The sequence below is a fragment of the Candidatus Rhodoblastus alkanivorans genome (assembly GCF_022760755.1).
Classification (GTDB): Bacteria; Pseudomonadota; Alphaproteobacteria; order Rhizobiales; family Beijerinckiaceae; genus Rhodoblastus; species Rhodoblastus alkanivorans.
Genome location: NZ_JAIVFP010000001.1, coordinates 1,845,724 through 1,863,926 on the forward strand (window position 1 = coordinate 1,845,724; position 18,203 = coordinate 1,863,926).

At 63.4% G+C, this 18,203-nt stretch carries 16 protein-coding genes; 8 read left to right on the plus strand and 8 right to left on the minus strand.

What is annotated here, in order from left to right; genetic code table 11:
• Nucleotides 1-8: 8 nt before the first annotated feature.
• Nucleotides 9-593 carry a hypothetical protein gene (locus tag K2U94_RS08540; RefSeq protein ID WP_243066806.1) on the minus strand — a complete coding sequence of 195 codons (585 nt, stop codon included), beginning with the start codon at nt 591-593 and terminating at the stop codon, nt 9-11.
• Nucleotides 594-1,027: 434 nt separating this feature from the next.
• Between K2U94_RS08540 and K2U94_RS08545 the strand changes: the two genes are divergently transcribed.
• The 3 genes from K2U94_RS08545 to K2U94_RS08555 all read left to right on the plus strand — a co-directional run bounded on the left by K2U94_RS08545 (nt 1,028) and on the right by K2U94_RS08555 (nt 3,477).
• Entirely contained in the window at nt 1,028-1,414 is a 387-nt protein-coding gene (locus tag K2U94_RS08545; RefSeq protein WP_243066807.1) for a hypothetical protein, read from the plus strand.
• A gap of 279 nt (nt 1,415-1,693) precedes the next feature.
• Nucleotides 1,694-2,503 (plus strand): transglutaminase-like domain-containing protein, encoded by an 810-nt coding sequence (locus K2U94_RS08550; protein WP_243066808.1) that lies wholly within the window; start codon nt 1,694-1,696, stop codon nt 2,501-2,503.
• Nucleotides 2,504-2,931: 428 nt separating this feature from the next.
• Entirely contained in the window at nt 2,932-3,477 is a 546-nt protein-coding gene (locus K2U94_RS08555) for a hypothetical protein (protein ID WP_243066809.1), read from the plus strand.
• Nucleotides 3,478-3,612: 135 nt separating this feature from the next.
• On the opposite strand, the gene K2U94_RS08560 is transcribed toward K2U94_RS08555, so the two are convergent.
• The 4 genes from K2U94_RS08560 to K2U94_RS08575 form a co-directional block, all read right to left on the minus strand.
• The gene (locus tag K2U94_RS08560) at nt 3,613-4,494 is read right to left on the minus strand and encodes an ADP-polyphosphate phosphotransferase (RefSeq protein ID WP_243066810.1); all 882 of its coding nucleotides are present in this window, start codon (nt 4,492-4,494) and stop codon (nt 3,613-3,615) included.
• Between the two features lie 14 nt (nt 4,495-4,508).
• On the minus strand, nt 4,509-5,504 hold the full coding sequence (locus tag K2U94_RS08565; protein WP_243066811.1) for a zinc-dependent alcohol dehydrogenase family protein: 996 nt from the start codon (nt 5,502-5,504) through the stop codon (nt 4,509-4,511).
• Nucleotides 5,505-5,558: 54 nt separating this feature from the next.
• Entirely contained in the window at nt 5,559-5,987 is a 429-nt protein-coding gene (locus K2U94_RS08570; protein ID WP_243066812.1) for an anthrone oxygenase family protein, read from the minus strand.
• Nucleotides 5,988-6,479: 492 nt separating this feature from the next.
• Nucleotides 6,480-6,878, minus strand: a complete 399-nt coding sequence (locus tag K2U94_RS08575; protein WP_243066813.1) for a hypothetical protein — start codon at nt 6,876-6,878, stop codon at nt 6,480-6,482.
• A gap of 282 nt (nt 6,879-7,160) precedes the next feature.
• Between K2U94_RS08575 and proS the strand changes: the two genes are divergently transcribed.
• Nucleotides 7,161-8,705: a proline--tRNA ligase gene (gene proS / locus K2U94_RS08580; RefSeq protein WP_243066814.1), complete on the plus strand. Its 1,545-nt coding sequence runs from the start codon at nt 7,161-7,163 to the stop codon at nt 8,703-8,705.
• A 19-nt stretch (nt 8,706-8,724) separates the two neighbouring features.
• Here the strand turns inward: proS and K2U94_RS08585 are convergent, their stop codons facing one another.
• Together K2U94_RS08585 and K2U94_RS08590 are read right to left on the minus strand one after the other, a co-directional pair.
• The gene (locus K2U94_RS08585; protein WP_243066815.1) at nt 8,725-9,096 is read right to left on the minus strand and encodes an SPW repeat protein; all 372 of its coding nucleotides are present in this window, start codon (nt 9,094-9,096) and stop codon (nt 8,725-8,727) included.
• Between the two features lie 36 nt (nt 9,097-9,132).
• Nucleotides 9,133-10,391 (minus strand): IS3 family transposase gene (locus K2U94_RS08590; protein WP_243065398.1). Its coding sequence is split into 2 segments (ribosomal slippage): nt 9,133-10,052 and nt 10,052-10,391, totalling 1,260 coding nucleotides; the frame shifts between segments, so codons are not numbered across the junction.
• 437 nt (nt 10,392-10,828) lie between these two features.
• Between K2U94_RS08590 and K2U94_RS08595 the strand changes: the two genes are divergently transcribed.
• Nucleotides 10,829-11,269 (plus strand): NUDIX hydrolase, encoded by a 441-nt coding sequence (locus K2U94_RS08595; RefSeq protein WP_243066816.1) that lies wholly within the window; start codon nt 10,829-10,831, stop codon nt 11,267-11,269.
• Nucleotides 11,270-11,276: 7 nt separating this feature from the next.
• Here K2U94_RS08595 and shc read toward each other — a convergent pair whose 3' ends face one another.
• Nucleotides 11,277-13,310: a squalene--hopene cyclase gene (gene shc, locus K2U94_RS08600; protein WP_243068832.1), complete on the minus strand. Its 2,034-nt coding sequence runs from the start codon at nt 13,308-13,310 to the stop codon at nt 11,277-11,279.
• A gap of 740 nt (nt 13,311-14,050) precedes the next feature.
• Here shc and ilvD point away from each other — a divergent pair.
• The 3 genes from ilvD (at nt 14,051) to K2U94_RS08615 (ending at nt 18,146) form a co-directional block, all read left to right on the plus strand.
• Complete coding sequence (gene ilvD, locus K2U94_RS08605; protein WP_243066817.1) at nt 14,051-15,889, plus strand: dihydroxy-acid dehydratase; 1,839 nt, start codon at nt 14,051-14,053, stop codon at nt 15,887-15,889.
• Between the two features lie 248 nt (nt 15,890-16,137).
• On the plus strand, nt 16,138-16,440 hold the full coding sequence (locus K2U94_RS08610) for a DUF485 domain-containing protein (RefSeq protein ID WP_243066818.1): 303 nt from the start codon (nt 16,138-16,140) through the stop codon (nt 16,438-16,440).
• Nucleotides 16,440-18,146: a cation acetate symporter gene (locus tag K2U94_RS08615; RefSeq protein WP_243066819.1), complete on the plus strand. Its 1,707-nt coding sequence runs from the start codon at nt 16,440-16,442 to the stop codon at nt 18,144-18,146. Before K2U94_RS08610 ends, K2U94_RS08615 begins: the two co-directional genes overlap by 1 nt.
• Nucleotides 18,147-18,203: the final 57 nt, after the last annotated feature.

Consider the following 18,203-nt stretch of genomic DNA (forward strand, 5'->3'; position numbering starts at 1 on the left):
AACGTCGCTCAGACGGGCCGCAGGCGGGGCTTCTGTTTCAAGGAATCGAAGCCGACATTCTCGCCGTTTTCCTCCATGATTCGCATCGCAGCGCCGAGCAGGTTCGATACGCGCTCGGTCATAAGCTGCAGGTTCCGGTTGGCTTCTCGGTAAGCCGTCTCAGTGTTTTCCAGCTCTTGCCGCAGCGACGCGTTTTCCGCCTCAAGCGCGCCGATATGGGCTCGCGCCTCCTCCGCGTTGACTTTGGCTTTTTCGCGTGTCGACTGAAGATCAATGAAATATTGCTCAGATTCCCGTCGAACAGTCTCAAGCTCGCGCTTGATAGCTTCGATTTCTTTGCCGTAATTCTCGATCGTCTCGCGGGCGCTGGCCTGGACTTCTTTGTTCCGGCGCGTGGCCAAATTCATCACTTCAACGGCGCGTTCAACCAAATCCAAGGACGCGCCAATGTCAGGCGCATTCCGCGGCTCCGTCGAGTTGAACAAGAAGCGAAGCCCGTCGGGAATTGGGGTCTCACGCCGCGGATTATAAGCAGCTTCCGCTGAGATGTTCTGCTCAACGGACGCCATTTTGGCTCGAATCGCGGTCGCCATAATCCCTCCGAATCGCAGGTGCTTTGTTGGAATTTTAAAATTCCTGTCACGCTCGCGAGAATTGCTTAAGATTGGTAAATAAAGGGTAAATTTGTTTTCATCAGCGGCCTTCCTGTATGACTCGAAAGGGATTCCCGGCTTGGTCCTGATCCGATTGCTCGGCGCGGGGGAATCGCGCCATGCCTGCCAGGTAAAGATCAGGATCGACTTTTCGGCCGTTGAGCTTCGACGTTTGGCGCCAAGTTCGAAGGACGCCGCGCCAACCGAATGGCGGCTTCAGCCTCGTGAAGAGGCGCTGACGCTGAGAGGCGGCAGGTCTCCTCAGGGTCGAAAACCCGCGCTCAAACTGCTGTTGGTCCTTTGGCCTTCCGTCGCGCGTCCGGGGCGGCTAAGATGCGGCGCAGTTCACGATCATTGATTTCGGAGGTTTGCCCGTGAAGATTCTGGCCCGCGCCGGCGCCGCCAGCGCGATGATGCTTTTGCTTGGAGGCTGCGCGACTCAATTGGGCGGCGCGCCGCCGCCAGCCGCCGCGACGTCCGCGCCTCTGCCGGGGCCCTATGCGGGCCTCGCCGACGGCTTGCTCGGCGCCAGCCTCGACGCTGCCGACAAGACCGCCGCCAATAATGCGGAAATCGCGGCGCTCAATTCCGGCGACCGCAAGACCTGGCGCGGCGATGACGGAACCTATGGCTATGTCGCCCCCGGCGCCGCCAATGGCGATTGCCGCGACTTCACCCACACCGTTTATTTCAACGGCCGGCCCAAGGTCGGCAAGGGAACTGCCTGCAAGGCCGACGGCGGCTGGAAGCTCAAGGCCTGATTTTTGCCGGCCGGCGCCAAACGGGCGCCGGTGTCCTGTTCCCGCGTAGACCAAATCTCCGCGCGGGCGCGTGACGACGCCTGTTATTTCGGCGCCACCAATCGGTCATTTCGGGTTAAAGCTGACGGAGACCGCTGGCGCGAGGGGCTTATCGCCATGTTCTGGACGCGCTTGCCGCTCATATATGGGGCTTCATCTCGCCGCTTCCCCTGTCCTCGCGGTCTTTCGCCCGATCCCGCGCGCGCCGCCCGCGGCTTGCCGACAAGGTTTGATTTTTAAATGCGAATTCGTTTCGGTTACGACATGACCTACCAGACGCCCAAGCCGACGCCGATGATCGGCATGCTGAACGTCCATCATTCCCTGGTCGGACAGCTTGAAACTCCGGATGTGCTTCACGTGGAGCCGCAGGTTCCGATTTCGACCTACCATGACAGTTTCGGCAATTTCTGCTTTCGCCTCGTCGCGCCGGCCGGCGACACCAGGTTTCATGCCGACGCCGTGATCCACGTGTCCGGCGCGATCGATCCGGTCGGCTTGGACGCGGTTGAGCATCCGATCCAAGATTTGCCCGACGAAACCATCCAGTTCCTGCTCGGCAGCCGTTATTGCGATACCGACCTTCTATCCGACGAGGCGTGGAAATTGTTCGAACATGCTCCCGCCGGCTGGGGCAGGGTGCAGGCGATCTGCGATTACGTCCACGATCACCTGAAGTTCGACTATCTGGATTGCGCCCCGACGCGCACTGCGGCGCAGGCCAATCAAAAGCGCGCCGGCGTCTGCCGCGACTTCGCCCATCTCGCCATCGCCTTCTGCCGCTGCATGAACATTCCAGCGCGCTATTGCGTGGGCTATATCAGCGACGTCGGCCTGCCGCCGCCGTACGAGGAGCAGGATTTCTGCGCCTGGATGGAGGTTTTTCTCGGCGGCCAATGGTGGACGTTCGACCCCCGCAACAACGGTCCGCGCATCGGCCGGATCCTGATGGCGCGCGGCCGCGACGCCGCCGACGTGCCGCTGGTCCATTCCTTCGGTCCGCATGTCTTGAAGAGCTTCAAGGTATGGGTCGACGAACTGCCGCGTTAGCGGCGAAAATCCGACAATTGCCGTCCTGTGGCGGGTGATGAGGGGACGCCGGTATCGCCCTCCATCGGGGGCCGCCCCGGCCAGCCACCCTGACCGCCTCGTCACGAGCGTGAAGCGGCGGTCGTCGAGATGCAGACCAGCCAATCTCGACCCAAAGCGCCCCGCAAACTGCGATGTGGTCGTCCGTCGCGTTGAACCGCGCCGGTCCAATCGCGCAAATCAATTGGGCCTAGACCAGATGACAGTTCCGTCGCCCTTGCGACCGGGCCGATCGGGACGGGATCGATGGTCCTTTTCCTGAAAAAACCCGGATCCTTTCAGCGCTCCCTGGATTGGTTATCCGATCCGCGCCGCGTGGTCCGCCTGAAAGCTTCCGTGTTACAATTACAGGCTTACGCCGCCGATGGTTGCGCGAAGGATATAGACCCGTGGCCCCGCCTGCGACTCGTCATTATGAAATCACTATTCGTGTCCGTACTGTAACGCAGCTTTTCAATTCGCTCGACCCCTCGCCATTTCGCGAACGCGACCTCGACCCCCACGCGGACGAGTTCGTGACTGGCTGGGTGCGCGAGCTGCCGCATGGCGCTCCCTTCACCATAGTGGTCGAATTGCCAATCGAGGAAGCCAATAGGCCCGAGGCGAATCGAATCCGCGAAGCCTTTGCGAATTATTTCCGCCGCTGCGCGGAAGCCGCCGAGCGCGACCTCCGCGAATTGTTTCGCGTCGGCTGGCGTTCGCTGCTGATCGGCCTGGTCGTTCTCGTTGCCTGCCTTTCAGGCAGCCAATTGGTCGCCGCGAAAATCAAAAATACGGTGGTGGCGCGGGTGTTGGAGGAGAGTTTGATTATTGTCGGCTGGGTCGCCAATTGGCGCCCAATCGAGATCTATCTCTATGATTGGTTGCCGATCCGCCGGCGCATTTCTTTGTTTCGCCGCATCGCCCGCGCGCCCGTGGAAATAAGGTCGATTTGACGCCACTCGTTTCGGGCAGGGGATCGCCCGTGATTGCCCGCCCAAGAAACGGAAGGCCTCCTTCCCATCCAAACCCGCGCGATAGGGCGGTGGACGCCAAGCGTTTGATTTCGGAGCGCTTGTGGTCGCCGCGCCTCAAGCCTCCAGCTGCGCGCGGATGGTCTTCAACTCCTCGCTCCGCTCCTCGCTCACCGTCGGGAAGGCGAGTTTCAGCGAATCCAGCTTCTCCAGGATAATTTGGGAGACGATCAGCCGGGTCGACAATTTGTCGTCGGCCGGCACGACGAACCAGGGGGCTTCGTTCGTGCTCGTCGCCGTCAGGCATTTCTCATAGGCCTTCCGGTAATCGTTCCAGAAGCCGCGCTCCACGATGTCGGCCTGCGAGAATTTCCAGTTCTTCTCCGCCTCGTCGATGCGGTCGAGGAAGCGCTTGCGCTGTTCCTCCTTCGACAAATGCAGAAAGAATTTCAGCACATGGACATTGTTGGCGGCGAGATGCCGCTCGAGATCGACGATCGAGCGATAGCGTTCGCCCCAGAATTTTTCGTCCGCTTTCGCGGGATCGAAACCCTCGGCGTTCAGCAATTGGGGATGCACGCGCAGGATGAGAACGCTCTCGTAATAGGAGCGGTTGAAAATGCCGATCATGCCGCGCTCGGGCAGTTCGCGCGTCGTGCGCCACAGAAAATCGTGCTCCAGCTCGACGCCGCTCGGATGTTTGAACGGCGTCACCCGGCAGCCCTGCGGATTGACGCCCGACATCACGTGGCGGATCGCGCCGTCCTTCCCCGCCGCGTCCATGGCCTGAAAAATGATCAGCAGGGCGTCGCGATCGCGGGCGTAGAGTTTCTGCTGAAGATCGCTGAGGCGCTCGACGTGTTCGGCGAGCACGTCGTGATAATCCTCCTTGGAGGGATAGACCGGTTCGATCAGGGTCGGCCAGTCCTTCAGATGGACCTTGTCGCCTTCCTTGACCCGGAATTGTTTGGCGTCGATCTTATGTTTCTTCCTGGCCATGGTCGCCTTCCAGTTCAGGGAATCAGCACCGCCGCGCCATCGAACGCGCCGGCGCGCAGATCGGCCAGGGCGGCGTTCGCTTCCCCGAGCCTGTAAATTTTCGTCGTGGTTTCGATTCCGAGCTGCGGGGCGAGGCGCAAGAACTCGACGCCGTCGCGCCGGGTGAGATTGGCGACCGAGACGAGCTGGCGCTCCTCCCACAGAATCGCATAGGGAAAGCTCGGAATGTCGCTCATGTGGATGCCGGCGCAGACTGCGGCGCCGCCTTTTCGCACCGCGCGCAGGGCGGCGGGAACGAGGGCGCCGACGGGGGCGAAGATGATTGCGGCGTCGAGTTTTTCCGGCGGCGCCTCGTCCGCGCCGCCGGCCCAGACGGCGCCGAGTTTTTGCGCGAAATCCTGGCTCGTCCTGTCGCCCGCCTTGGTGAAGGCGAAGACCTGATGGCCCTGTTTCGTCGCGACCTGGGCAAGAATATGGGCGGCGGCGCCGAAGCCATAGAGGCCGAGCCTTTCGATCCGCCCCGCGCTGCGCAAGGCGATCTTGAAGGCGCGCCAGCCGATCAGCCCGGCGCAGAGCAGAGGCGCGAGCGCGGCGTCCTCGCCTTTCTCGCCCAGGGGAAAGGCGAAACGGGCGTCGGCGACCGTCATTGTGGCGTAGCCGCCGTCACGGGTGAATCCGGTGAATTCGGGGTGGTCGCAAAGATTCTCGTGGCCGCTCAGGCAGGGCGCGCAGACCTGGCAGGTATGGCCGAGCCAGGGCACGCCGACCCGTTCGCCGATTTCGAGGCCGCTGACCCCCGGGCCGATCATGTCCACCCGCCCGACGATCTCATGGCCGGGAATGATCGGAACATGCGGATCGGGCAATTCGCCGTCCACCACATGCAGGTCTGTGCGGCAGACGCCGCAGGCGGAAATTTTCAGGCGGATTTCGCCGGGGCCGGGCAGCGGATCGGGCCGCTCCGCCCATTCGAGCGGCGCCCCGATCCTGTTGAGAACCATGGCATGCATGAGGCGGTCTCCTCATGCGCAATTTCGACCCGGTGGGGGCGAAGTGTCAAACGTTCAGGTCAAAACCCAGCCGAACACCGCCGTCGCGACGACGCCGAGCGCGAACAGGCCCCATTCGAGCTGGCCCCAGAAGGTAACGATCTCACGGGCGTCGGCGTCGGGCCGGGCGGCGGAGGTCGCGAGCAGCCGGTTGTTCAGGGGCACGATGACGAAAAACGTATAGGGCCAGCTCGCCAGCACGATCAGCGCGCCGATGAGCCAGCGTATGTCGCTGTTCTGGCCGAAGGCGGCGAGGCCGGCGAGGGCCGCCAGCACGGCCAGTCCGCCGAGCAGCGCGAAGCCGCGCCTATCGCTCGGCGCCCATTCGCGAATCATCGAGGAATCGTCGAGCGCGAGGCGGGCAGGCTGCTCGACGAGAACGAGATAAAGCGCCGCGCCGGCGAAAGCCGCGGCGAAAACCAGAGCGAGCACACCTGAAAGCATGAATCAATTCCGAATTTAAGCGCAACCGGCGTCGTCGCGTCATAGCTCTTTTGTCCGGCGACCGGAAGCCTTTTCACGCCGCCGGCCCGACATGGGCGCGTTAAGCGCTCGTTAAGCAAAGAATTGGCATGATACCTGCTTGTTAGATTTGGCAAACCGGCCGCCTCAACGCGGCGGGACCAGAAAAGGGCAGGGCGTCGGGAAGGAAGGAGACCGGATTGGCGACAATCCGGCGGCTGGTTCAACAGATTTGACAGAGGACGACCTATGCCAATGACCCGCTGCGCTTATTGCCATCTTCCGACCCGCATCCATTTCGCCTGGTGCCAGGAAAGCGGCGTCAAAGGCAAAATGCCTCCGGAGGCCCTGCGCCCGGGAAGCATCGTGGCCGATTCGCGGGAACTGCCATGGTGCAGGCCGGTGAGCGGCGTCAGGAATCCGCGCTGACGGGAACGCGACGGAAGGGGTTCGTCTCGGCCGGCCGGTCTCGTCTCATTGGCTAGTGCTTGTTGGGCTAAGGCTTTTTTGCACCTTGGCCGCCATCGCCTTGGCTTTGGCCAGATCTGTTTCCGTCAGCGCCATTTTGGCCTGATGGGCGGTCGCCTCCAGAGCCTTGCGCTTGTCAGGCGCTGAATCCATGATGGCGCCCGACCCTTGGCCTTTGCAAGGATCGCCCGGTTTGGCGTCGAAATCGGCGCCCTTGGGGCCCTCCAGGCAGTTGAGCACGTGGTGCAGATGCATATGCACCGTCTGCAGGGTGTTGGATGCGGCGGCCATTCCGGCATGGGTTGCCGCAGTCTTGATTTCCAGTGCGGCGTTGGCGGCCAGAGCCGGCATGGCGACGACCGCGAGCCACGCGCCGAGCGCCGGCGCCGCTGCAAATTTGCGCATTCTGAATCCCTCTCTTTTGGGGCGGCGGACGATGGCGCGCCGCCGGGCCTCGAACGACAAACCCGCGCGGCGGCCAAACTGTTCCGAACGCTGCGAGACATTGCCAAGGGCGCGATTTCAGTCCAGAAGGGACGCCTCCTGTCCGTTCCGCGCGGATGATCGCCATTGGCGCCCGCTCTCCCCGCACAGGGCGTCCTTGCGGACGCCTTAAAGGGCGAGGGGGGCGGTCGGCGTTCGTGTCATGTGTCTGGCGGCGCGGAAGTCTAAAACGGTTCCGACCTCATGAAACGCGCTTTGCCCGTCACCCGCGAAGAAAATTTTCCCGAATGGTACCAGGCCGTCGTCGATCAAGCCGATCTGGCGGAGACGTCGCCGGTGCGCGGCTGCATGATCGTAAAACCCTGGGGGTGGGGGATCTGGGAGCTGATCCAGGCCGCGCTCGACAAGCGCATCAAGGAGACCGGCCACGAGAATTGCTATTTTCCGCTCTTCATCCCGATGAGCTTCATTGCCCAGGAGGCGAGCCACGTCGAGGGATTCGCCAAGGAAATGGCGGTCGTCACCCATCACCGGCTCAAGGCGCAGGACGGGAAACTGGTCGTCGATCCCACTTCGGAGCTCGAAGAGCCGCTGGTGGTGCGGCCGACCTCGGAGACGATCATCGGCGACGCCTTCCGCCGCTGGATCAGTTCCTATCGCGACCTGCCGATTCTGATTAATCAATGGGCAAATGTGGTGCGCTGGGAAATGCGCACGCGCATGTTTTTGCGCACGACGGAATTTCTGTGGCAGGAGGGCCATACCGCCCACGCCAGCAAGGACGACGCGCTCGCCGAAACGCTGAAAATGCTTGAAGTCTATCGCGAACTGGCGGAGGACGTGCTCGCCATGCCGGTGGTGGTCGGCGAAAAGCCCGAGAACGAGCGTTTTCCGGGCGCCGATTCGACTTTTTCCATCGAAGCCATGATGCAGGACGGCAAGGCGCTGCAGGCCGGCACCTCGCATTATCTCGGAACCAATTTCGCCCGCGCCCAGAACATCCGCTACCAGTCGGCGAGCGGCGAGCTGGAATATTGCCACACTACTTCCTGGGGCGTGTCGACCCGGCTGATCGGCGGCGTCATCATGACTCATGGCGACGACGACGGCCTGCGCCTGCCGCCGCGCATCGCGCCGAAACAGGTGGTGATCGTGCCCATGTTGCGCGAAAAGCCGGAAGACGCCGAGCTTCTCGTTTATTGCGAGGCGCTAAAGGATCTTCTCGACGGCGTGACCGCTTTCGGCCAGCCTTTGCGCGCCCATCTCGACAAGAAGCCGGTCCGCTCGGCGAACAAGCGCTGGGACTGGCTGCGACGCGGCGCGCCGATCCTGCTCGAAGTCGGTCCGCGCGACATGGCCAACAATCAGGTGACCATGATCCGCCGCGACAGGCTGCGCGATGGCGACAAGGTCATTTCGGCCGGTCTCGCCCGCGCCGATTTCGTCCTTCACGCGCCGGAGCTTCTGGCGGAAATCCAGGCCAATCTCTTCGCCGAGGCCAAGGCCCGGCTCGACGCCAATATCCGCGCCGATTTGAAGGATTTCGACGCCATCGGCGCTTATTTCGGCGCGGCGGAGGAGGACGACGCCAAATCCGTATTCAAGGGTTTTGTCCGCGCGCCCTGGGCGCGGCCGACCGGCGCCGAACTGGTGGAGGTCGAGACGCGGCTGAAAGCGCTCAAGCTCACCCTGCGCAATGTTCCCGCCGGCCAGACCTCCGCCTCGGGCGCCTGCGTTTTCACGGGGCGCCCGGCGGTCGAGGACATCATCATCGCCCGCGCTTACTGAAGCGCGGGCGTTTCCAACGTCACATCATGCGCTCTTGCGGGTGATGGGCGGCCCAGAGTTCGCTCGCCGCCGCGATCACGATCAGCAGGCCGAGGACGTAATGCGCCGCCACGGCGGCCATGACATGGGTGAAGCCGAAGACGAGAGGCGATATGAAAACGCCGATCCCGACCAGGAGATTGACCCATTCCTCCCATTCCGCGAATTTGATGATCGCGGCGAGCGAAAGGATCGCGACGGCAAGTCCCCCGATCCAGGCCACGCGCGTCGCCATTTCGTGGCCGGTGTATTGCATAGCCCAAGGCGCGATGAACAGCACCACGCCAAAGACGAAATTGGCGTAATCCTGAAAGCGCGCGCCTGTTTGTCTTGAGTCGGTGAGGCCAGCCATAAATGCCTCCTCTTACGCGATATGTGTTGTAGCCCCTTAAGTTTCGGACAGACACTCTCCGGCTTCGGCGGCCAAGCGATCCGCGATGAACTCGCGGGGTGAACGATAGCCAAGCGCGCGATGCGGATGGCGTGTGTTGTAATGCTCGAACCACGACGGCAGCAAGCGGATCACGGTTTCGGCGTCCGGCAGTGGCGACACGCGCGCGTAATCGCGTTTGATCGTGCGGACGAAGGCTTCGGCCATTCCATTCGATTGGGGGCTTTCGACCGGCGTGGTCAGCGGCTCAAGGCCGATTTCGCGGGCAAAATGTTTCGTGTCGCCAGCGATGTAGCAAGACCCGTTGTCGGTCAGCCATTCGATCGGGCTGGGCAGGCGATTGACCGGGCCAAAGCGATATTCGACGGCGCTGACCATCAGGTCGCGGATGTCCTCGCCCTTGACGCCCGCCGTCGTGGCGACATGGCCGAGGGCTTCCCGGTCGCAGCAATCAAGCGCGAAGGCGACGCGGACTTTTTCGGCATTGTCGCAAGCGATCTCGAAGCCGTCGGAACACCAACGCAGGTTGGAGCGCAGAACGGCGATCTTGCCGTCATGCCGGCGGTTTTCGCCGCCGCCGGCATGACGTTGAAGCAACAGGCCGTGCGCCCTCATCACCCGATAAACCCGCTTGCGGTTGACCGGCGCCGCGCCCTCGGCGCGTCTTTTGCGGCGCAGGTCGGCCCACACGCGGGCGTAGCCCCAGGACGGCTGTTCGGCGATGATCCCCTTGATCTCGCAGAGCAGATCGTCTTCCGGCAGGGGCGGTCGGCCCATGCGTTTGGCCGCGCCGCCGGCAATGCGCGCGGCGACATTCGAGCGGGCGACGCCGAGGGTTTCGCAGACGGCCTTCATCGCGAACCGTCCCGTGGATTGAGCGTCGGCAGCGACAACGACCGCAACATCCGTTTTTTTGAGCCTACGGCGACTTCAAGCGCCTCTTTGAGGATTTCGGCCTCCATCGACTTCTTGCCGAGCAGGCGCTGCAGTTCGCGCACCTGGTCGACCAAAGCCCTGTAGGCGGACGCCGGAACGACGTCCTCCTCGGCCTGCGTCGCGGTCAGGGCGCCTTGGTTCGCCAGCCGCCGCCAGGTGAACAGCTGATTGGGGGCGATGCCGTGACGGCGCGCGACAAGGCTAACCGTCATGCCCGGCTCCATCGTCTCGGCAATGATCGCCAATTTCTCCGCCGACGTGCGCCGACGCCGTCGTTCTCGGCCCGGCAGGACCTCACTCTTCGGATTGTCACCAGTCATAAACACCACATTACTCCTACCTCTTAGCGAAGTGGGAGTGCCTGTCCGGCGACTTACGGGGCTATTTCAATATGCGACCGGCGCCGTGCCGGCGCTTCAAATGAATTCTGACTTAGTTCGACATTATGTTTTTTCAAGCGATCGGGGTCCGAATGGCTGAAGCCGCCGGCACGGATCGATGCGAGGCGCCGCATCTTGTTTTGTGTCAAAAGGTATAGTTACGCCTTTACATATAATCGATTGAAATTTAATTGCAGATTCTGGCCGTGCGGGCGCGGTCTTTTGGGGGAACGATGGCTTTCTCGGCGCAAAAATCTCCTTCCAAGAAAGCCAAGGGCTCGAACGCCCGGGGCGCCGGCTCCAAATCGACCGAAAAAAGGACGAAGGCAAAGTTTGCGGCCGGGGAGACGACTACGGCCGCAGCCGCGCCTGCCGCCTTGCTGGCGGCCGCGGACGGGATCGATCTCGAGCGTCTGCAGTTCGGCGCGCTGCCTTGGCGCAGGGCTGAAGCCGGTCTCGAAATCATGCTCGTCTCCTCGCGCGACACCAAACGCTGGATCATTCCCAAAGGCTGGCCCATGGCCGGGCGCAGCGGCGGGGCGGCGGCGGCGATCGAAGCGTTGGAGGAAGCAGGCCTGCTCGGCGTCATGTCCGACGAGCCGATCGGCCATTTCCACTATGTGAAAAGATTAACGCGCCGCTCCGATTGCTGCCGCGTCGTGGTCTTCGCCTTGCGGGTCGTCCGCCAGCGCGCGCACTGGCCGGAAAAACACGAGCGCGTCACGCAATGGTTTTCCGCCGGCGAAGCAATCGCCAATGTATCGGACCCGGAACTCGCCCAACTGATCGAAAGTTTCGCGCGCGGCTTCGCAAGCTGAACGCGCGTCACGCCTTTTCCGTGCGCGCCGCGCGCGCCAGCGCCATCAGCGGGAAATAATGGCAGTATAGACCATAGCGCAGCATGAAGGCGCGCGACAGCTCCGGCCCCTGCCGCAGGCGCTCGGACAGCAGCGGATCGTTGAGTTTGATCGTTTGGCCGACGCCATAGCCCGGAAAGCCGGTCCCGGTATATTCCGGCTCCGGCCAGGTTCCCTCGCTCTGGCGCTCGATGAGAAACTGGCAGCCGCGCGCGATCGCCTCGCCGTCCTGCGGGCGGGCGGCGGCGATGAGGCCCATCAAGGCCCAGGCGGTCTGCGAGGCGGTCGCCGTTCCGCGCCCGGCCATGTCCGCCTGCATATAGGAGGCGCAGCTCTCGCCCCAGCCGCCGCTTTCCTGCTGGCGCGACTTCAGCCAGTCGCAGGCCCGGCCGACGGCGGGCTGGCCCATGTCCTCGCCGATGGCGGCGAGCGCCGGCAGCACGGCGCCAGTCCCGTAAATGTAATTCACGCCCCAGCGGCCGAACCAGGAGCCGTCCGGCTCCTGCTGCGCCCGGATAAAGGCCAGGGCCCGCGCCATCGACGGATGACCGCGCGAAATCCCGAGCCGGGCGAAAGCCTCGATGACATGGGCGGTGACGTCCACCGAAGGCGGGTCGAGCGCTTCGCCGAAGTCGCAGAACGGGATTTTGGTCAGGAGCTGGTTGGTGTTGTCCTTGTCGAAGGCGCCCCAGCCGCCGCTCGCGCTCTGCATCGCGATCAGCCAGTCCACGCCGCGCGAAATCGCCTGCTCGACGCCGCGCGTCCGCCATTTCGGGCTTTCGCGGAAGGGCGCGAGCGCGATCAGCGCGACGGCCGTGTCGTCCACGTCCGGATAAGCATTATTGGCGTACTCAAAAGCCCAGCCGCCCGGTTTGACATGCGGCAGTTTGACCGACCAGTCGCCGGGGACCAGAACCTGGCGCTTCAAAACCCAATCGACCGCTTTTTCGACCGGCTCCGATTCCGCCCCCGGCGCGCCGGAATCGTCGAAGGCGAGCAGGGTGAGAATCGTGTCCCAGACCGGGGAATTGGTCGCCTGGATGAAGGTCGCCTCATTGACATCGACCCGCCAGCCGGGATCGTTCAGGCAGGCGAGGCCCTTGGCCAGCACCGGATGGTCGAGGGCATAGCCCTCCGCATGGAGCGCCATCAGGCTGTAGATCCAGGGCGGCTGAATGCCGCCCCAGCCGCCGTCGGCGTCCTGATGGCGGATGATCCATTCCAGCGCCTGCCGCGCCGCCGCGCCGCGCCACAGTTTCAAGCCGTAACGATGGCCGAATTCCTGCAGGGCGTGCAAAACCTTGTCCGTCTTGCGGAAGAAAACGTCCCAGCCGTCGGGATTCGCCTTGGCGGGCAAATCATAATCGAAGCTGGCGCGCCCGCCGGGGAAAAGCGCGTCCAGCCGGCGCTCGGGCGGAAGAGGGCGGCTCGGCCGGCGCGCCGAAAGCAGAGCGATCGGCATGAGCGTCGCCCGCGCCCATTGCGCGAAATGATAGATGTTGAAGGGAAACCAGAGCGGCAGCCAGATCACTTCCGGCGGCAGATTGGGTGTCTTCTCCCACGGCCATTCGCCGATCAAAGCCAGCCAATAGCGGGTGAAGACGCGGACGTTCCTCAATCCGCCCTTGGCCTCGATCCAGCTTTGCGCCTTGACCAGAGCCGGATCGTCCGCGGCAAAACCCGAACAGCGCAAAGCCGCATAGGCCTCGACCGTGGTGTTGATGTCGCCGTTCGGCGCGCGGTGATAGATTTCCCAGGCCCCGTCTTCGCGCTGCGTGTCGATGAGCGATTGCGCCAGCCGCGCGCACAGCAAATGGTCGTCAAGGCCCAGAAACCACAGGCAGAGGCGCCATTGCGCCTCCATGCAGCCATTCGATTCGGCGCGCCCGACCCAATGGCCGTCTGGCTTCTGGCGCGCCAGCAGCCAGTCGGTCGCAGCGGCGATGGCGGAGCGCGAAGCCCCGCGAAAATTGTCGGACCCGACCGAAACCCGTTCATCCATATCCGTCGTCGTCACCAAATTGCCTCGGCCTTCAAAGGGACTGGCCAGCGCTTTTCTTTAAAGAGCCTGGCCGATGGCGCCAAGCCGGCGTCTTTTCGCCTTTGCAAAGCCCGCTTGGGCCGAATCCGTCGCCGTTTCGCCGGCGGGGGGAACGGGCCCGGGGAGCGCCGACTTTTGCAATATGGGTTTTCATGCTTATATGCAATGCAGCAAAAGCTCATCCTCAAGAGCTTCTGCCGACGGCGCGTCGGCCCCAGAACCAGGGGTGCGCGCTGTCTGGACCTTGTCGAGCCGTCGGCTCGGGGCCGGCGATTCGCCGGTCCGGCAAAGAGAGGACGCATGATGGAATTTGGACTACTTGTCGCGGTGCTGACCGTTGGCGCTGCAGGTCTGGTGACCTATTGCCTGCAGAACGGGTGCGAGCGGCAATAGGCGGATGTCCGCCTGCCAACGCGCCTGCTGGAAAGATAATCTGAAATCAGAGCGATAATGGGAGGAATTTTCGCCCGCCTGACGCTTGAGCAAGCGGCGCGAAAGCCATTTTGGAACCCGGTCCCCCGCGATGTCGCGGGGGACCGTTTTATCAGGCCGGGAAGCGCCTGCGAATCGCGGCCTGAAACCGATGGCGGCGAAGGGCGAAGACCGGCGCTCCGATCACGGATGCGCCGCGCGCGGATCATGGACGCGCCGCGCGCAAAGGAGTAGGAGGGGCTCCAAACTTCGATCCCGGACGGAAACCCATGCCTCCTTTTCGCTCCCGCACCTCCACCCACGGCCGCAACATGGCCGGCGCGCGCGGCCTGTGGCGCGCCACCGGCATGAAGGACGGCGATTTCGGCAAGCCGATCATCGCGGTGGTCAATTCCTTCACCCAATTCGTGCCCGGCCATGTCCATCTGAAGGACCTCGGCCAGATGGTCGCGCGTGAGATCGAGGCGGCGGGCGGCGTCGCCAAGGAATTCAACACCATCGCGGTCGATGACGGCATCGCCATGGGCCATTCCGGCATGCTCTACAGCCTGCCCTCGCGCGAAATCATCGCCGACAGCGTCGAATATATGGCCAACGCCCATTGCGCCGACGCCCTCGTCTGCATTTCAAATTGCGACAAGATTACCCCCGGCATGCTGATGGCCGCTCTGCGCCTCAACATTCCGGCGGTCTTCGTTTCCGGCGGTCCGATGGAGGCCGGCAAGGTGGTGATCGGCGGCAAGACGAAGGCGGTGGACCTGATCGACGCCATGGTCGCGGCTGCGGACGCCAAAAACAGCGACGAGGACGTCGCCGCCATGGAGCGTTCGGCCTGTCCGACCTGCGGCTCCTGCTCCGGCATGTTCACCGCCAATTCCATGAACTGCCTGACCGAAGCCCTCGGCTTGTCGCTGCCCGGCAACGGCACGATCGTCGCGACCCATGCCGACCGCAAGGAACTGTTCCTCCGGGCCGGCCGGCTCGCCGTCGATCTGTGCCGCCGCTATTACGAACAGGACGACGACAGCGTGCTCCCGCGCAATATCGCGACTTTAAAGGCGTTCGAAAACGCCATGACGCTCGACATCGCCATGGGCGGTTCGACCAACACCGTGCTGCATCTGCTCGCGGCGGCCTATGAGGGGGGCGTGAATTTCCAGATGGCGGACATCGACCGCCTGTCGCGCCGCGTCCCGGTTTTGTGCAAGGTCGCGCCCTCCGTGCCCGACGTCCATATCGAGGACGTCCATCGCGCCGGCGGCATTTTCGGCATCCTGGGCGAACTCGACCGCGCCGGTCTGCTCAATCGCGACGTCCATTCGGTCCACAGCCCGAGCCTCGAAGCCGCGCTGGCGGAATGGGACGTCAAGCGCAATTCATCCGAGGCGTTGCACGACTTCTTCCGGGCCTCGCCGGGCGGCGTCCCGACCCAGGTCGCCTTCAGCCAGTCGCGCCGCTACGAAACGCTCGACGACGACCGCGCCAAGGGCGTGATTCGTGACGCCGAACACGCCTTCTCCAAGGATGGCGGCCTTGCCGTCCTGTTCGGCAATCTCGCCGAGGAGGGCGCCATCGTGAAGACGGCGGGCGTGGACGAAAGCGTTCTCAAATTCTCTGGCCCGGCCCTGGTGTACGAGAGCCAGGACGACGCGGTGCAGGGCATTCTGTCGGGCAAGGTCAAGGCGGGCGACGTGGTCGTGATCCGCTATGAGGGGCCACGCGGCGGGCCGGGCATGCAGGAAATGCTTTATCCGACCTCCTATCTGAAAAGCATGGGCTTGGGAAAAGCCTGCGCGCTGATCACTGACGGGCGGTTTTCCGGCGGCACTTCCGGCCTTTCCATCGGCCATGTCTCGCCGGAGGCGGAGGAGGGCGGACTGATCGGCCTCGTCGAAACCGGCGACCGCATCGAGATCGACATCCCCAACCGCGTGCTTCGTCTCGACGTCGCGGATGAGGAACTGGCGCGCCGCCGCGCCGCGATGGAGGCCAGGGGCAAGGACGCCTGGAAGCCGGAGGGTCGCGACCGCCCGGTGAGTTCGGCTTTGCGCGCCTATGCGGCCATGACCACCAGCGCCGCCAAGGGCGCCGTGCGCGTCGTGCCCTGAACTTGAGGCGCTTCTCCGTAAAAGCCGAAGTTGGTCGCTAAATACTCACTTTTTCAGCGACTTGGCGCCTTTCTTTTGCCAGATTACGTCGCGCATCGACCAAGTGCTTAGTCTCTTGGGCGATGCTGCTGGTCTAGACAAGGCCAAGCGAGCGTCCTCCAGTCATTTCTTCCCGCGTCACGTCGGGAGCGCCGATGCGGCGACAAAGAAATCGACTGGAGACGCCGCCGTAATCGGGAGGAGCCAATATGGCTTTGAGTGCGGAAGAGATTGAAAAGAATCCAAAATTCCAGGAGCTCGTGGCGAAACGCCGCACGCTCGGCTGGTCGCTGACTATTCTGACGCTGATCATCTATTTCGGTTTCATTCTGCTCATCGCGTTTGATCCGAAATTCCTCGGCGAAAAAATGGGCGACGGGGTGATGACGATCGGCATGCCGATCGGCCTTGCGGTCATCGTCGCGACCTTCCTCATCGTCGGTTTCTACGTCGTGCGCGCCAACGCGACGTACGACGTCCTGACCAAGCAGATCGTGGAGGAGAGCAAGTGATGTCGCGCTACAAGGCTCTTTTTCCGGCGACCTTGTCCGGCCTCGCCTTCTCCCTGCTGAGCAGCGCCGCTTTCGCCGACGCGGTCACAGGCCCGGTGCAGAAACAGGAGGTCAACGCCGCCGCGATCGGCATGTTTGTCGTCTTCGTGGTGCTGACGCTCGGCATCACTTATTGGGCGGCGAAACGCACCCGGTCGGCCGCGCAATTCTATGCGGCCGGCGGCGGCATCACCGGCTTCCAGAACGGACTCGCCATCGCGGGCGACTATATGTCGGCGGCGTCCTTCCTGGGCATTTCCGGCCTCGTCTACAAATCCGGCTACGACGGCCTGATCTATTCGGTCGGCTTCCTCGTGGGCTGGCCGATCGTGATGTTCCTGATCGCGGAGCCGCTGCGCAACCTCGGCAAGTTCACCTTCGCCGACGTCGCCTCCTTCCGCTTCCGGCAGATGCCGATTCGCGTGCTCGCCTCCTGCGGCACGCTGGTCGTCGTCGCCTTCTATCTGATCGCCCAGATGGTCGGCGCGGGCAAGCTCATCCAGATCCTGTTCGGGCTCGACTATTGGATGGCGGTGGTGATCGTCGGTGCGCTGATGATCATTTACGTGACCTTCGGCGGCATGGTGGCGACGACCTGGGTGCAGATCATCAAGGCCTGCCTGCTGCTTGCCGGCGCGACCTTCATGGCCCTCATGGTCCTGGCCCATTTCGGCTTCAGCCTCGAGGCTCTGTTCGCCAAGTCGGTCGAAGCGCATCCGAAACATCAGGCGATCATGGCGCCGGGCCAGCTCGTCACCAACCCGATCGGCGCGGTTTCGCTCGGTCTGGCGCTGATGTTCGGCACCGCCGGCCTGCCGCATATCCTGATGCGCTTCTTCACCGTCGCCGACGCCCAGGCGGCGCGCAAGTCGGTGTTCTACGCCACCGGGTTCATCGGATATTTCTATATCCTGACCTTCATCATCGGCTTCGGCGCGATCGCTCTCGTCTCGACCAATCCGGAGTTCCTGAACGCCGGTTTGCTCGCCAAGGGCAAGAACGCGATCGAGGCGATCCGCGGCGGCGACAATATGGCGGCGATCCATCTGTCGGCTGCGGTCGGCGGCCAGGTCTTCCTCGGCTTCATCTCTGCGGTGGCCTTCGCGACCATTCTCGCGGTGGTGTCCGGCCTGACTTTGTCCGGCGCCTCGGCGGTGAGCCACGACCTCTACGCCACCGTCTTCAAGGGCGGCAAGGCGAACGAGCAGGATGAAATCCGGGTTTCGAAGATGGCGACCGTCGTGCTCGGAATCATCGCGGTCTTTCTCGGCATCGCCTTCGAGAAGTCGAACGTCGCCTTCATGGTCGGTCTGGCCTTCGCCATCGCGGCGTCGTGCAACTTCCCGGTCCTGCTGATGTCGCTGAAATGGCGCGGCATGACCACGCGCGGCGCGGTGATCGGCGGGTTCCTCGGCCTGCTGTCGGCGGTGCTTGGCGTGGTGCTCTCGCCGGCGGTCTGGGAAGTGGTGATGGGCCATCCCAAGGGCTCGGCGCCGTTCCCCTACAGCAATCCGGCCCTGTTCTCCATGACCATCGCCTTCGTCGGCATCTGGCTGTTCTCGAAGCTGGACAACAGCGAGCGCGCCCGGATCGACCGGGCCGGTTTCGACCAGCAATTCGTGCGCGCCGAAACCGGCATCGGCGCCACTGGAGCCTCGGCCCACTGAACCTCGTCGGGCGCGGCTTTTCGAGCCGCGCCCTTCGACCGAATTTCGCATCTCATT

Bases quoted from the DNA above. Each gene is read 5' to 3' on its own strand.
- K2U94_RS08540 (WP_243066806.1), bottom strand. From the start codon at position 593: ATGGCGACCGCGATTCGAGCCAAAATGGCGTCCGTTGAGCAGAACATC.
- K2U94_RS08550 (WP_243066808.1), top strand. From the start codon at position 1,694: ATGCGAATTCGTTTCGGTTACGACATGACCTACCAGACGCCCAAGCCG.
- K2U94_RS08560 (WP_243066810.1), bottom strand. From the start codon at position 4,494: ATGGCCAGGAAGAAACATAAGATCGACGCCAAACAATTCCGGGTCAAG.
- K2U94_RS08565 (WP_243066811.1), bottom strand. From the start codon at position 5,504: ATGCATGCCATGGTTCTCAACAGGATCGGGGCGCCGCTCGAATGGGCG.
- K2U94_RS08570 (WP_243066812.1), bottom strand. From the start codon at position 5,987: ATGCTTTCAGGTGTGCTCGCTCTGGTTTTCGCCGCGGCTTTCGCCGGC.
- K2U94_RS08575 (WP_243066813.1), bottom strand. From the start codon at position 6,878: ATGCGCAAATTTGCAGCGGCGCCGGCGCTCGGCGCGTGGCTCGCGGTC.
- proS (WP_243066814.1), top strand. From the start codon at position 7,161: ATGAAACGCGCTTTGCCCGTCACCCGCGAAGAAAATTTTCCCGAATGG.
- K2U94_RS08585 (WP_243066815.1), bottom strand. From the start codon at position 9,096: ATGGCTGGCCTCACCGACTCAAGACAAACAGGCGCGCGCTTTCAGGAT.
- shc (WP_243068832.1), bottom strand. From the start codon at position 13,310: ATGGATGAACGGGTTTCGGTCGGGTCCGACAATTTTCGCGGGGCTTCG.
- ilvD (WP_243066817.1), top strand. From the start codon at position 14,051: ATGCCTCCTTTTCGCTCCCGCACCTCCACCCACGGCCGCAACATGGCC.
- K2U94_RS08610 (WP_243066818.1), top strand. From the start codon at position 16,138: ATGGCTTTGAGTGCGGAAGAGATTGAAAAGAATCCAAAATTCCAGGAG.
- K2U94_RS08615 (WP_243066819.1), top strand. From the start codon at position 16,440: ATGTCGCGCTACAAGGCTCTTTTTCCGGCGACCTTGTCCGGCCTCGCC.